Here is a 14053-nt window from a genome sequence, read left to right as displayed (position 1 = left end):
AAGTGATGATAATGGAACAGACTTATAATGAACTAAAAGCCGTTACAGTGATTTTGCGGGCTTCTCAGGCGATTCAAGACGTCGTTCGAAAAGATGTAGCGCTCTATGGGTTAAACCCAACAGAGTTTGCAGTTTTGGAATTGCTGTACCATAAAGGCGATCAGCCGATTCAAGTGATTGGCAAAAAAATATTAATTTCAAGCGGTAGTATCACATATGTGGTCGATAAACTCGAACAAAAAGGGTATGCCGTTCGAAAAGGCTGTCCGAAAGACCGCCGTGTCACGTATGCAGCCATTACACAAAAGGGCAGGGAGCTAATGGAGGAAATATTCCCTAAACATGAACGCACAATGGGGAAAGTATTTGAAGGCTTGAAGCCTGATGAACTCCATACTGCTATCCAACTGATTAAACGAATTGGCTACCGAGCACAATCACTTTAATGAAATAAAAAAGAAAAGATCTTTTTAACGTTTATATCTCGAATTGAAGATAATTGAACCTAATTGGCTAGGAGGAAAAAGAAATGAATCATTTAAAAGGCATTCATCATGTCACAGCTATTACAAGCAGTGCAGAAAAAAATTATGAGTTTTTCACATATGTATTAGGTATGCGATTAGTCAAGAAAACAGTAAACCAGGATGATATTCAAACGTATCATTTGTTCTTTGCTGATGATAAGGGCAGCCCCGGAACCGACATGACGTTCTTTGATTTCCCTGGTATCCCAAAAGGCGTGCATGGGACAAATGAAATCTCAAAAACGTCTTTCCGGGTACCGACCGATGCGGCGCTTGATTATTGGGTGAAACGATTTGACCGCTTAAACGTGAAACATACAGGTATTAAAGAACAGTTTGGCAAACAGACACTTTCGTTTATTGATTTCGATGATCAGCACTATCAGCTTGTTTCAGATGAACATAATAAAGGAGTGGCTTCTGGTACACCTTGGCAGAAAGGGCCGATCCCATTAGAATTTGCGATTACAGGCTTAGGCCCTCTGTTTGTCCGCATTGCTGACTTTAAGTATTTCAAACAAATGATGGAGCAGGTGCTGTTATTTAAAGAAATAGCAGCGGAAGGTTCCCTGCATTTATTTGAGGTAGGCGAAGGCGGAAACGGGGCTCAGGTTATAGTAGAACATAATACGGTGCTGCCGCAGGCGCGCCAAGGGTACGGTACTGTTCACCATGCAGCCTTCCGTGTAGAAGACCGGGCCGTGCTGGATGAATGGACGGACCGCCTTGAAAGCTTTGGCTACCAGACATCCGGTTACGTAGACCGTTACTTCTTCGAATCTCTTTATTCCCGTGTTGCACCGCAGATTCTATTTGAATTTGCGACGGATGGACCTGGATTTATGGGCGATGAGCCTTACGAAACAGTCGGCGAAAAGCTTTCATTACCGCCGTTCTTGGAGCCGAAACGTGAACAAATTGAAAAATTAGTACGGCCTATTGATACCGTGAGAAGCACTGTTGAATTTGAGAAGGAATACGAGTAACAGGATAGCTATTAGTTTCTAAATATAGAGGATGCACGAAGAAAAGAAATACTCACATTGAAATCACCTTTACAAAAGTAAAAAATACCGGATTTTACAAAGGAACATCTTTGTAAAATCCGGTATTCCTGCTTAATTTACAAGGGCTTGTTTGATTCGGTCGGCTACGGCTTCTGCAAATCCCGAGGTTGTAGCGCTGCCGCCAAGGTCTCTTGTTTTAACACCATCCTCAAGTGACTGGTACAATCCTTGTTCAACGAGCTGACCCATTTCCTTTAGCTTTGGATCATTGTGCCGCTCTGACAGCCAGTCCATCAGCATAACAGTAGAAAGCATCATACCAATCGGATTGCCGATGTTTAAGCCGGCAATATCAGGTGCGGAACCATGTGCTGCCTGTGCCATTGCAACATTGTCATTTGAGTTGATAGAAGGAGCCAGTCCCAGGCTGCCTACAAGTTCACCAGCAAGGTCAGAAAGAATATCTCCATACATATTTTCCGTAACAATGACATCAAAATCTTTGGCACGACGTACTAAGTGGGCCGCCATTGCGTCAATATGGTAATCGTCTATTGTCACTTCAGGGTACTGCTCCGCTACATCCCGGCAAACCTTTAAAAACAAGCCGGTACTCAAACGTAGTACATTAGCTTTATGAACAATCGTTACTTTTTTGCGGCGCTGCATCGCCATTTTAAAAGCGCTATGGGCAATACGTTCCGCTGCTTTTCGCGTAAAGACGCCTGAAGTCACCACCACGTCTTCCGTGATCTGCCATTCACCATGCCCACTGTACATATTGCGGTCCGCATAAAAACCCTCTGTATTTTCACGGTAGATTACTAGATCTGCTTCTTCTACAACACTTTTAATTCCAGGCATTGTTTTAGCTGGACGAATGTTGGCATACAAATCAAGGTTGTGGCGAAGGGCACCGCTCGGGTTCAGCTTGATTTTATGTTCTGGAGGATAAGCAGCTGAATCATGTGGTCCAAGAAGCCAGCCATGAGTGGTTTCTAATGTTTTCGTTGTAATTTCTGGAAGAGGGTCATTATGATGTTTAATGCCTTTCCATCCCATGGGAAGGTCAACCCACTCAATATCTACACCTGCTTTTTGGGCCGCCGTTTTGAAAACATTCACTGCAGCGTCCACAATTTCAGGTCCAATGCCGTCTCCAGCTAATACTCCGATACGATAAACAGTCATTGTTTCGACTTCCTTTCTGAATTAAAAAGTGTCCCAGTTCAGTAAAAACATATTGATTGTGCTGTTTTCACTGTAAACGATTTCAAACAATTAATAAAATAGAATTTTTTATCACTTAACTATTACATTTTTCTATGTAAAAGCCTGAAATTACAAAAGTAGAGTCCAAAAGGAAAGTGATTTTATTCAAAATTAGAATACGTAATCATGAATTATCACTATTTTTCAAAGGATTTATGAATCGAGTACACTTTAATCAGAGAAAACAAATCTTCATTTACAAAAAAATGAAAGCGTTATCTCGGCAGGTGAAGGGAGGTTTGTTCTACACTTCAATCCTCAATAGAGGTTGATTGAAAAAATAGTCAGGTGAGCTTGGCTTGGCTCTCTTCAAAACTTAAGAGAGAAAGAAGTGTACCGAGGGAGGAATGAGTATTTCAAATCAAGTCCGTCGCTTTTCGAATTAAAACAAAAGAACCAAAATTTACTGATTAATCAGATAAATAATAGGGGGGATTTTGATGAAAAAGTTGATGGTACCTATTCTAGCTGCTGCTTTAACGCTGGGAACGGCCGCCTGTAGTAATAGTGGAGGAGAAAAAGCTGCAGGTGGACAAGGCGGATCAGGCAGCAGCTATCCGGAAAAAGCGATAACCTTTTCTGTTCCATCTGGTGCAGGAGGCGGGCTCGATACAACAGGAAGGGCGCTAAGCAATCTTTTTTCTTCTGAAGGAATTGTAGACAGTACCATTACCGTTGAAAATAATCCAGGCGGCGGACAAGTTGTCGGCACAGTTGATTTTGCGAACAAAGACAAAGGGAACGACTACCGGCTGCTGATTGCATCTACACCATTTATTTTGAATCACATTAAGAAAGAAGGAAACAGCCCGGTTTCTTTTCGGGATATTACGCCAATTGCCCGGCTGGTGACAGAATATGACGTACTGGCGGTCCCGGCAGATTCTAAATATGACACATTGGAAGCTTTATTTGCTGACTTAAAAAAAGATCCAGCGTCTATTTCATTTGCGGGCGGTTCTGGTCCAGGCTCTTTTGATCACTTAAATGCCATTTATCCGGCCATGAAAGCCGGCGTAGATGTCAAAGGGCTTAAGTATATTTCTTTTGATGGCGGTGGAGAGGCGCTTACTTCTCTGCTTGGCGGAAACGCTGACGTTATTTCTTCTGATGTCTCTTCCGTATATGAGTATGTAAAAGCCGATAAAGTGAAGATTTTAGGCATTTCTGCTCCTGAACGCCTGGAAGGAGAATTTGCAGAGATTCCAACGTACAAAGAGCAGGGCATAGACGCCGAATTAACCAACTGGCGCGGTATTTACGGACCGGCTGATATGTCAGAAGAAGCGAAAGCTTACTGGGAAGAAAAAGTAGCCCAGCTAGTAGATACAGAAGCCTGGAAGAACGAACTGGAAAAACAGGGCTGGCAGGATGGCTATATGGCATCGGAGGACTTTATCAAGCTGATGGAAGAAGAGGAAGCGATGTATAAAGAGATTTACGAAGATCTCGGCATGGCAAAATAATGATCCTCAAATAGGAGAAAAGCAGCGGCATGATATTTCTTGATGGGCTGCTGCTTTTTCAGAGACAGGAAGGAGGAAAACAATGAGCAAAACATTTGACCGCTATGCAGGCATCCTATTTCTTGCGATCGGCGCCATGTTTGTAGTGGAAAGCTTGAAACTTTCTCAAAGTGCCTATGGCAGTGAAATTGGACCGAACATTTTTCCGATGTCTTTAGGCATTGCCTTAATCTTGCTGAGCATCCGTCTTGTTTATGAAACGTTTCGCTACACAGAAGTGAAAAATAGCGGTACGAAACTGGATTATAAGCGGTTTGGCATTATCCTGACTGCGGCCATTTTATATGCGGCACTTTTGGAAACACTCGGATATGTCATTACTACCTTCCTGTTTTTGTTGATTGGTTTCCAGACGATGCAGAAAGGAAAGGTATGGGCATCTGTTTTAATTGCTGGATGTTTCTCCATAGGGGTTTACTACTTATTTGTCGTTCTTTTGCAAGGTTCACTGCCACCATTTCCATCATGGATGAGTTTCAGTTAGGAGGGGTTAGATGGGCACGCTGGATTATTTAATGCAGGGTTTTGCAACAGCCCTGCAGTGGCACAATCTTTTATTCGCTTTTTTCGGAGTATTGATAGGAACGGCTGTTGGCGTTCTTCCTGGGATTGGCCCCATGAGCGGGATCGCTCTTTTAATGCCTATTACCGCGTCTATTACAAGCGGGCTTCCTGCTGAAGCAGCAGCAACAAGCTCTATTATTTTGCTGGCTGGCGTGTACTACGGAGCCATGTATGGCGGCTCTACTACATCGATTCTTTTGAACACACCAGGTGAATCATCCTCTGTTGTTACTACCCTTGATGGGCACCAAATGGCTAAAAACGGCCGGGCCGGAATTGCACTGGCTATTTGCGCAATCGGCTCTTTTGCCGCTGGATTAATCGCTTTAATCGGTCTTATTTTGTTAGCTAACCCGCTGGCCAGTATTGCGTTAAAGTTTGGCCCGGCTGAATATACGTCTCTTATGCTGCTTGGCCTCCTGGCTGTAAGCGGGCTTGGCGGCAAATCTATTACGAAAGCCCTGATGATGACCGTCTTCGGACTTCTTCTAGCAACAATTGGCATTGACTCTGTATCGGGTGTTACCCGTTTTACATATGACATGCCGGTTTTGTATTCAGGACTAGAATTCTTAACGATCGCAGTTGGTCTTTTTGCGGTAGGGGAAGTGTTTAAAGCCATTTTAGAGCGAGAAAGCAATGACGGTGACATTGCTAAGATTACGCGGATCATCCCGACTAAACAGGATTTAAAAGACAGCTCCCTTCCGATTGCCCGTGGATCGGTTTTAGGCTTTTTCATCGGCGTTCTTCCTGGTGCAGGGGCCACTCTTGCTTCATTCTTTTCCTACATTATGGAAAAGAAATTAAGCAAAAATCCTAAGAAGTTCGGGACGGGCGCTATTGAGGGAGTAGCGGCCCCGGAATCTGCAAACAATGCAGCGGCCGGAGGGGCCATTGTTCCCCTGCTCACGCTCGGTATTCCAGGATCCGGTTCCACAGCGATTTTAATGAGTGCATTTATTATGTTTAATATTACGCCTGGCCCGCTTCTTTTTGAAGAACACCCAGATGTTGCCTGGGGATTGATTGCCAGCATGTTTGTTGGAAATGCGATTTTATTGATCTTAAATCTGCCTATGGTTAAAGTGTTTGCCAAAGTAGTCGAAACACCTGCCAAATACTTGATTCCGTTAATCATTGGCTTTTCTTTCTTTGGCGTTTATGCGGTCCAGTTTTCTGTTTTTGATTTAGGCCTGCTGATTGCCTGCGGAGTAGCCGGCTATTTTCTTTCAAAAAATGATTTTCCGATTGCCCCTCTTGTACTGGGCTTGGTATTAGGGCCGATGATTGAAAATAATTTACGGAGAGCGCTGACGCTGTCTAATGGCGATGTAATGATTTTCTTCCAAAAACCACTTTCCCTGGCTTTTATTATTGTCGGGATTTTGTGGATTTTAACGCCGCTGTTTTTAAAACTGAGAGGGAAAAAACTAATTTTAAATGAAGAAGGATAATTAAAGGAGAGAGAAAAATGACTGTTGAAAACCAAGTTAAAATGAATATTGTAGAACAATTTGAGGGCATTCCAACCACTTGTATTTCAGATGCGCTGCAGGGGATGAACAATTTGTCATCAGCGATTCAGCCGCTCAAAGAAGAATACCGTGTTGCCGGGCGGGCTTTTACAGTGAAAATGCCGGTTGGGGATAATTTAGTCGTGCTGAAAGCGATCAGAGAAGCAAAACCAGGTGATGTTTTGGTCATTGACGCAAAAGGAGACACATATCGGGCGATAGCAGGCGACTTTATTGTCGGAATGGCGCAGACGCTTGGCATTAAAGGCATCATCGTAGATGGCGTAATTCGAGATGTAGTTGGCATCAAAGAATTAAATTACCCTGTTTTCTGCAAAGGGACGACCATTGCCGCGAGCGGAAAAGCAGGGCAGGGAGAAATCAATGTACCGATTTCCTGCGGAGGTGTAACGATTCATCCCGGCGATATTATCGTGGGGGATGCGGATGGCGTCACCGTTGTCCCGCAGGAAGCAGAAGAAGAAGTGTTAAAACAGTCGATAGAGAAAGCGGACAAAGATATTAAACGAGCTCAAAAAGTATCAGGCAATAGAGAAGAAATTATTGCGTATTTAGATCGCTTCTTATCATAAGAAAACAGGCCAACTTTGGCCTGTTTTTGCTTTTTAACCACAGAATAGCCTGCTGCATGTATGTAAATATTTTTATGATTAGCCGTTTCACCTTAAAAGCAAGAAATTGACTGTCTTTGTAAAACATCGTTTTACAGACTGGCATAAAGCGATTAAATAATAGGGCGGGTAGAATGTGTTCAAACGCCGGAACAAAATGTGATCAATGGAAATTGGTGATGCTTAACTATGAAAAATCGCTATTTTTACAGAGAAGCGCCATTCAGTATGATAGAAATGAGCCTGCTTGATGCAAAAATAAAAGAGAAGAAGGGGGACAAAAACAAGTAAACACGTCATAAAAGAAGGGTGAAAATGGTACATAGAGCTGGAATTGTCCAGTTTCAGGTTTTGATGAAGCAGCCATTTAACAGAATAAAAGACTTGCAAACAATGAATGAATGGTCAAGAGCGGATTGTTGCGGAGCAGGATAAATTGCATTTTATTGTAAGCGTATACAAATGGAACGGGAGGGATTGTATGGTTTCGTTATTGGGTTTTGTCATGATGCTGGTGTTTATTGCTTTAATCGTTACTCGAAAGATGTCCGCTTTACTTGCTTTAATTGTGGTGCCTCTGTTTTTTGCGATCATTGGCGGTTTCGGAAAAGACCTGGGCCCCATGATACTGGAAGGGCTTAGCGGGGTAGCACCGACAGGGATTATGCTCATGTTTGCGGTTATGTATTTTGGCATTATGATAGATGCTGGTTTGTTTGAACCGCTTATCAAAAAAATATTAGCTATCGTTAAAGGAGATCCTTTAAAAATTGTCATCGGAACAGCGGTTCTTTCTGCCCTTGTTGCCTTTGACGGTGATGGGACAACCACTTATATTATAACCGTTTCAGCGATGCTGCCTCTTTATACGTACCTTGGGATGAACCCTCTTATTTTAACCTGCGTATCTATGATGGCTTTTGGCGTTATGAATATGCTTCCGTGGGGAGGTCCAACGGCAAGAGCTGTAAGCGCCTTGAATTTAGATGCGAACGAAGTTTTTCTTCCTCTTATTCCAATCATGGCGGCAGGTTTGGTTTGGGTATTTTTTACAGCTTATATATTGGGGAAAAAAGAATGTACTAGATTAGGAATCATGGACTTAGATATGTCTAAGCTTCCGCTGCAGTTTCAGGAAGAAGCAGCTACTGTAGTGGATTCGGAGTTAAAACGGCCTAAGCTAATCTGGTTCAATTTTCTTCTTACGTTGTCGTTAATCACAGCGCTGGTTATAGGGATTCTTCCTCTGCCTGTTCTGTTTCTGATAGGGTTTGCTTTGGCGCTGTTAGTGAATTATCCAAACCTTGAAATTCAAAAAAAAGTATTGGCTTCTCATTCTGACAGTGTCCTAATTGTAGTCGCGTTAATTTTTGCTTCAGGCGTTTTCACAGGTATTCTTTCTGGAACGCACATGGTGGATGAAATGGCGAACAGCCTCATATCCGTTATCCCTGAAGAACTTGGCTCGTCTTTTGCTTTAATAACTGCGATCACCAGTATGCCTTTAACATATGTCATGGCAAATGATCCATATTATTTTGGTGTAGTACCTATTATTGCGCAAACCGCGGCAGCGTACGGGGTGGACCCGGTTGAAATTGCAAGAGCATCGGTGCTCGGCCAGCCGCTTCACGCCATGAGCCCGCTTATCGCTTCCACTCATCTATTAGTCGGAATGGCAAAAGTAGATTTTGGAGAGCATCAGAAATTTATTTTAAAGTGGGCAATCGGAACTTGTGTGGTCATGATTATTGCAGCACTATTAACAGGAGCCATTTCTATGTAAATACCCGGTCGCTATAATCCTTGTTCAAAAAAAACAGGCCAGAAAACTGGCCTGTTTTTTTAGTCCTTGAAAGCGACGTTCTGCTTAACAAAATCAGCAAATGCTTTCACAACGTTTAATTCTTCAGCTTCTGGGTGGTACACCATCCATGTTTTTTGTGTAAGTGCCTGTCCCTCTTTAGTCTGAAGCGGGATTTTGTAAATAGCATCCGTGTCATTAAAAAATAAAGATGGCAGAATGGCATACCCTAAACCGTTTAACACCATTTCTTTGCATGTATCAGCCCGGTCTACCGTGATGCCGATTGAAGGCGGATGTGAATAGTGCTCAGCCCACCAATTGTCTGTCATATGCTTATAAAGCTGGTCCGTTTGATAATCAATCCTGGCCAGGTGAGGCAGGTCCTCGAGTGTGACCGGTTCATTGGAAAATACACATAAATTCTCTTCAAACAGCTGCTCTTTATAGCCGGGCCAGTTGTATTCCCCACGGATAAAGCCAATATGGATATCATGATTGTAAGCAAGCTGGTAGATTTGCCTACTGTAGGCGGTTTCAATTTGAAATTCAACGTCCGGATACTGTTCTTTAAACTGTTTTAACCAGCCGGGGAGTTTATATTTGCTGATAAAATTTGAAACACCAACCCGAAGTGTGCCGGCCACAATATGATTAAAATTATCGACTTCTTCTTTAATTTCACGAAATGTATTTAAAAGTTCTTCAGCACGTTTTGCTAAATATTCTCCTTCAGGCGTAAACTGTACGCCTTTAATACCCCGGTTTACAATTTTAACCCCAAACTCTGTTTCAATCTGCTTCAGCCGTTTCGTCAAGGTCGGCTGGGCAATAAAAAGGGTTTGGCCTGCTTTTGTAATGCTTTTTTCATGAAAAAGCGTATGTAAAATTAACCAGTCCCGATCGTCCATATGCGTCCTCCTTTTTCTAAAACATATCATACCCTTTGTGGTTTCTAAAGAAGAAAGATGGAAATCGTTCATGTTTAACTATGAAAAAACGCTATTTTTTCAGAAAGAAACGATTCAGTATGATAGAAATAAGCTAATTTCTATTTAGAACAGAAAAGGGGAAACGGCATGAAGACAAAAGGATATATCAAGCCAGTCAGCCTGAAAGTAAATGAAAACGAATACACGTATTATCCCATTCATCAATTAGACAATCAAAAGTTTCAGCATATAGCAAGACTCCCTTATTCGATTAAGGTACTGTTAGAGGCGGCCATCCGTACATTCGATGGAACCTCTGTAACGGAAGAGCATATTCGGAAGCTGGCGGACTGGACAGTGGAAAGGGAACCAAATGAAGAAGTCCCATTTAAGCCTGTGCGCATCTTATTGCATGATACAACAGGGCTTCCGGCCATTGTGGATTTAGCCGCTATGCGTGAAACGATGAAGCGCTCAGGAGGAAATGTTTCGGCTGTCAATCCTTTGATTCCAGTTGATCTAGTTGTCGATCATTCGGTAACCGTCGATTATTTTGCCCGGCCAGATGCCCTGGAACTCAATGAGAAAGTAAACATGGAGCGTAATAGTGAGCGGTTTCGTTTCCTGCGCTGGGCACAGCAGGCATTTGATAACCTGAACATTATCCCGCCTTCTTCCGGCATCATGCACCAAATTAACATGGAGTATTTGTCCACTGTTACGGCCAAAAAGAGAGAAGAAGGGCGCAACGTTGTTTATCCTGATTCACTTGTTGGAACAGACTCTCACACGACCATGATAAATGGCCTTGGGATTGTGGCATGGGGAGTAGGCGGTATAGAAGCGGAAGCAGCGATACTAGGACAGCCTTTATATTTTGCCACACCGGAAGTGATCGGCTTCCGGCTGACCGGATCACTTTCAGAAGGAACAACATCCACAGATCTTGCCCTAACGATTACAAACATTCTCCGTCAAAAAGGTGTGATTGGAAAGTTTGTAGAGTTTTTTGGTGAAGGCGTGCGTTCTATGAGTGTGGCTGACCGGGCTACAGTTGCGAATATGGCGCCAGAATATGGAGCCACCATGGGCTTTTTCCCCGTAGACGAGCAGACGATTCACTACCTGCGGCTGATCGGTCGTGACGAGGAACAAGTAAACCTGGTTGAAGCGTATTACAAAGCTCAAGGTATGTTTATGGAAAAAGACAGCAAAGATCCGGATTATCTTGAAGTGATTGAGCTGGATTTATCTACCGTTGTTCCATCCTTAGCTGGCCCGAAACGGCCGCAGGACCGGATCAGCTTAACAAACATGAAAGAAAATTATCGGGAAGTCATCCGCAAGCCGGTGGCCGAGGGGGGCTATGGCATTACCGAGGAAGCACTGAAAAAAGAAGTTCCGGTTACGCACGAAAGTGGGGAAACGTCGGTTATAAAGAATGGCTCTGTCGTGCTGGCAGCTATTACAAGCTGTACCAATACGTCCAATCCAACCGTTCTCATGATGGCAGGGCTGCTTGCGAAAAGGGCAGTCGAAAAAGGATTGTCTAAGCCTGCTTTTGTAAAAAGTTCCTTAACGCCAGGATCACGTGTAGTCACCGATTATCTTCAAGAATCAGGGCTGCTTCCATATTTAGAAAAGCTAGGCTTTCACATTGCCGGGTATGGATGTGCTACTTGCATCGGCAACTCAGGACCGCTTCCTGCCGAAGTAAGCGAAGCGATCAACCAGCACGACTTGACGGTAGCAGGCGTTCTGTCAGGAAACCGTAATTTTGAAGGCCGTGTCCATCCTGAGGTCAAAGCCAATTATCTGGCTTCACCACCTTTAGTTGTTGCCTATGCACTGGCTGGTACAGTTGATATTGATTTTGCAACAGAGCCTCTTGGGCATGACTCCAGCAATCAGCCTGTTTATCTGCGTGATATTTGGCCGTCCTTAGCAGATACACAAAAATGGCTTGGGAATGCCCTGCGGCCTGAGCTGTTTCAAATGAGGTATCAAAATATACTCAAAGCTAATGAAAGATGGAATGAGTTAGAGATTCCAGAAGGACCGCTTTTTGACTGGGAAGAATCCTCAACCTACGTACAGGAGCCGCCATTTTTAAAAGATTTGCCTGCCCAGCCAGGAAACATCGTTGATTTTCAGCATGCCCGTGCGATAGCCGTATTAGGGCACTCGGTCACAACAGACCATCTGTCGCCATCTGGCGTAGTGCCAGCTAACAGTACGGCCGGTTTATATTTAAAAAGCCGTGGCGTGAAGCCGAGAGATTTGAATTCTTATCCTTCACGGCGCGGAAATCACCAAGTCATGATTCGGGGAGCACTGGCTAATCATCGTATCCGCAACTACCTGGTTCCCGGCTCGGAAGGGGGCGTAACGAAATACCTGCCGAGCGGGGAAGTCATGTCGATGTATGAGGCGTCGTTAAAATACAAAAAAGATCATACGCCACTATTCATTATTGCTGGAAAAGAATACGGCACAGGCAGTTCGCGTGACTGGGCGGCGAAAGGCACAGCACTGCTCGGTGTCAAAGCGGTAATTGCCGAAAGTTTTGAACGCATTCACCGCAGCAATCTGGTTGGAATGGGCGTGCTTCCACTTCAATTTGAGAACGGGGAAAACGCGGAATCCTTAGGGATTAAAGGAACAGAAATCTTTCAGACAATCGGCTTATCAGACGAGATTCAGCCCGGACAAAAGATTAGAATTAAAGCAATAGGTAAAGACGGAAAATCTTTTGAATTTAATGTATTTGTGCGGCTGGACAATATTGTAGATGTCGAATATTACCGGCATGGGGGCATTATGCAAAAAGTCATCCGGCAATTAATAAACCATACCTCCACGCTAACTGTGAAATAAAGCAAGTAATCTGTTCGACTGCAATCATTGATGTGAAAATGACTGTTTGAAGGAGGAGAAAGCATGGAAATAAGCAATACATTTGCCGAATTTGTTGTGGCAATTAATAAAACAGCACAGGAATTCCAATCCAGCATTGTCATTAAAACTGATCGTAAAAGTTTTGATGCAAAGAGTATTCTTGGGCTGACGTATTCTGTTCTAAACTCCAAAACCTTTGAACTTGAAATTCATGGGCCGGATGAAGATGAAGCAAAAAAAGCGATGGCCCATGTATTTCATCAGCATAATGTACCTGTATGCGTGAATGAATGACAGAAAGGCTCCTGGCACTGATCAGGAGCTTTTCTGTGCCCAATAGAAAAAGGAATAAAAAGTAGTGAATAACAAAGGTTTTATTTAGAATGAGTGGTTTAATTAACTAGCAATTTTTTTATTTTTCTTCAGAAGTCATTAAACCATACATTTGTACAAAATCAACAAACTCTTTTACCATTGCCAATTCTGTTAACTCTTCCCGGTATAACATACGTGTTTTCCAAATAACAGGAGAATCGTTTTGATCCACTAAAACAACTTGCTGCAACAGATCATGATCCTCTAATACAATACTAGGTGCGATACAGTAGCCGAACCCATTCAGCACCATTCTTTTGGCTATTTCTACATTATCAACATCCATATGATTGATAGGCGGTTTAGAAAAATGAGCCTTCCACCAATTTTCAATTACCATATTTAATGCCGGATCTGTTTGGTAAACAACTCTTCTCATGGAAGGAAGCTCTTCTAAAGTAATTTTTTGAGAAGAGAGAACACAAATATGCTCTTTGGAAATCGTAATGCTTTTGTTTGGCCATGTGTGATTTCCTCTTACAATCCCTATATGTGCTTCCTGTTTATAAACCGTTTGAATCACCTCATGATTAACGCCTGTTGTTACATGAAATTCAACATAGGGAAATTTTTTATGAAAAGCTTTGAGCAGCTGAGGCAGACGGTAAAAAGCGAAGGTCCTTGATACGCTTAACCGCAAAGTTCCTTTTACTTCACCTTCTCTATTCTGAAGCTGTTCCTCTATTTTCTGTTCTTCTTTTAACATAGCGGCAGCGTGCTTAACCAATAATTCTCCTTCTTCCGTAAAATCAACACCTTTTCTTCCACGATAAAAAAGTTTAATATTAAATTCTTTCTCGATCTGCTGAAGCCGATAAGTTAAGGTTGGCTGTGCAATATACAGCCGTTCCGCTGCTTTGGTAATATTTTTTTCCTCGTAAACGGTTTGTAAGATAATCCAGTCTTTTGTTCCCATTCTATTTCCCACCTTATCATCGAAAAAATCTATGCTTCTTTATAAAAATTAAATATTTTATTAATTAATGTAACTATAATATA

The 14053-nt window shown here is 42.8% G+C and carries 12 protein-coding genes; 9 read left to right on the top strand and 3 right to left on the bottom strand.

Annotated elements, in window-relative coordinates; translation table 11 throughout:
• The first annotated feature begins 11 nt into the window (after positions 1-11).
• Positions 12-446: a MarR family winged helix-turn-helix transcriptional regulator gene (locus M3221_RS17955; RefSeq protein ID WP_251273101.1), complete on the top strand. Its 435-nt coding sequence runs from the start codon at positions 12-14 to the stop codon at positions 444-446.
• Positions 447-529: 83 nt separating this feature from the next.
• Positions 530-1513, top strand: a complete 984-nt coding sequence (locus M3221_RS17950) for a ring-cleaving dioxygenase (RefSeq protein ID WP_251273100.1) — start codon at positions 530-532, stop codon at positions 1511-1513.
• 132 nt (positions 1514-1645) lie between these two features.
• Here M3221_RS17950 and M3221_RS17945 read toward each other — a convergent pair whose 3' ends face one another.
• Entirely contained in the window at positions 1646-2725 is a 1080-nt protein-coding gene (locus tag M3221_RS17945; protein WP_251273099.1) for an isocitrate/isopropylmalate dehydrogenase family protein, read from the bottom strand.
• Positions 2726-3246: 521 nt separating this feature from the next.
• Between M3221_RS17945 and M3221_RS17940 the strand changes: the two genes are divergently transcribed.
• The 5 genes from M3221_RS17940 to M3221_RS17920 all read left to right on the top strand — a co-directional run bounded on the left by M3221_RS17940 (position 3247) and on the right by M3221_RS17920 (position 8831).
• The gene (locus tag M3221_RS17940; RefSeq protein ID WP_251273098.1) at positions 3247-4272 is read left to right on the top strand and encodes a Bug family tripartite tricarboxylate transporter substrate binding protein; all 1026 of its coding nucleotides are present in this window, start codon (positions 3247-3249) and stop codon (positions 4270-4272) included.
• 82 nt (positions 4273-4354) lie between these two features.
• Complete coding sequence (locus M3221_RS17935) at positions 4355-4816, top strand: tripartite tricarboxylate transporter TctB family protein (protein ID WP_251273097.1); 462 nt, start codon at positions 4355-4357, stop codon at positions 4814-4816.
• A gap of 10 nt (positions 4817-4826) precedes the next feature.
• Positions 4827-6353 carry a tripartite tricarboxylate transporter permease gene (locus M3221_RS17930; RefSeq protein WP_251273096.1) on the top strand — a complete coding sequence of 509 codons (1527 nt, stop codon included), beginning with the start codon at positions 4827-4829 and terminating at the stop codon, positions 6351-6353.
• A 17-nt stretch (positions 6354-6370) separates the two neighbouring features.
• Positions 6371-7006, top strand: a complete 636-nt coding sequence (locus M3221_RS17925; RefSeq protein WP_396120340.1) for an RraA family protein — start codon at positions 6371-6373, stop codon at positions 7004-7006.
• 520 nt (positions 7007-7526) lie between these two features.
• Entirely contained in the window at positions 7527-8831 is a 1305-nt protein-coding gene (locus M3221_RS17920) for a CitMHS family transporter (protein ID WP_251273095.1), read from the top strand.
• Between the two features lie 59 nt (positions 8832-8890).
• Here the strand turns inward: M3221_RS17920 and M3221_RS17915 are convergent, their stop codons facing one another.
• Entirely contained in the window at positions 8891-9760 is an 870-nt protein-coding gene (locus M3221_RS17915; protein WP_251273094.1) for a LysR family transcriptional regulator, read from the bottom strand.
• Positions 9761-9928: 168 nt separating this feature from the next.
• Here M3221_RS17915 and acnA point away from each other — a divergent pair, with 168 nt between their 5' ends.
• Positions 9929-12658, top strand: a complete 2730-nt coding sequence (gene acnA, locus M3221_RS17910) for an aconitate hydratase AcnA (RefSeq protein WP_251273093.1) — start codon at positions 9929-9931, stop codon at positions 12656-12658.
• Positions 12659-12721: 63 nt separating this feature from the next.
• Entirely contained in the window at positions 12722-12973 is a 252-nt protein-coding gene (locus M3221_RS17905; protein WP_251273092.1) for an HPr family phosphocarrier protein, read from the top strand.
• A 118-nt stretch (positions 12974-13091) separates the two neighbouring features.
• On the opposite strand, the gene M3221_RS17900 is transcribed toward M3221_RS17905, so the two are convergent.
• Positions 13092-13970 (bottom strand): LysR family transcriptional regulator, encoded by an 879-nt coding sequence (locus M3221_RS17900; protein WP_251273091.1) that lies wholly within the window; start codon positions 13968-13970, stop codon positions 13092-13094.
• Positions 13971-14053 lie beyond the last annotated feature (83 nt).

Source organism: Domibacillus indicus, assembly GCF_023715895.1.
Classification (GTDB): Bacteria; Bacillota; Bacilli; order Bacillales; family Domibacillaceae; genus Domibacillus; species Domibacillus indicus_A.
Note: the sequence above shows the minus strand (reverse complement) of the source record. Positions and strands in the feature narration are given on the sequence as shown.

Coding starts and splice junctions, on each gene's coding strand:
- M3221_RS17920 (WP_251273095.1), top strand. CDS start 7,527: ATGGTTTCGTTATTGGGTTTTGTCATGATGCTGGTGTTTATTGCTTTA.
- M3221_RS17905 (WP_251273092.1), top strand. CDS start 12,722: ATGGAAATAAGCAATACATTTGCCGAATTTGTTGTGGCAATTAATAAA.
- M3221_RS17950 (WP_251273100.1), top strand. CDS start 530: ATGAATCATTTAAAAGGCATTCATCATGTCACAGCTATTACAAGCAGT.
- M3221_RS17955 (WP_251273101.1), top strand. CDS start 12: ATGGAACAGACTTATAATGAACTAAAAGCCGTTACAGTGATTTTGCGG.
- M3221_RS17945 (WP_251273099.1), bottom strand. CDS start 2,725: ATGACTGTTTATCGTATCGGAGTATTAGCTGGAGACGGCATTGGACCT.
- M3221_RS17900 (WP_251273091.1), bottom strand. CDS start 13,970: ATGGGAACAAAAGACTGGATTATCTTACAAACCGTTTACGAGGAAAAA.
- M3221_RS17940 (WP_251273098.1), top strand. CDS start 3,247: ATGAAAAAGTTGATGGTACCTATTCTAGCTGCTGCTTTAACGCTGGGA.
- M3221_RS17925 (WP_396120340.1), top strand. CDS start 6,371: ATGACTGTTGAAAACCAAGTTAAAATGAATATTGTAGAACAATTTGAG.
- M3221_RS17935 (WP_251273097.1), top strand. CDS start 4,355: ATGAGCAAAACATTTGACCGCTATGCAGGCATCCTATTTCTTGCGATC.
- M3221_RS17915 (WP_251273094.1), bottom strand. CDS start 9,760: ATGGACGATCGGGACTGGTTAATTTTACATACGCTTTTTCATGAAAAA.
- acnA (WP_251273093.1), top strand. CDS start 9,929: ATGAAGACAAAAGGATATATCAAGCCAGTCAGCCTGAAAGTAAATGAA.
- M3221_RS17930 (WP_251273096.1), top strand. CDS start 4,827: ATGGGCACGCTGGATTATTTAATGCAGGGTTTTGCAACAGCCCTGCAG.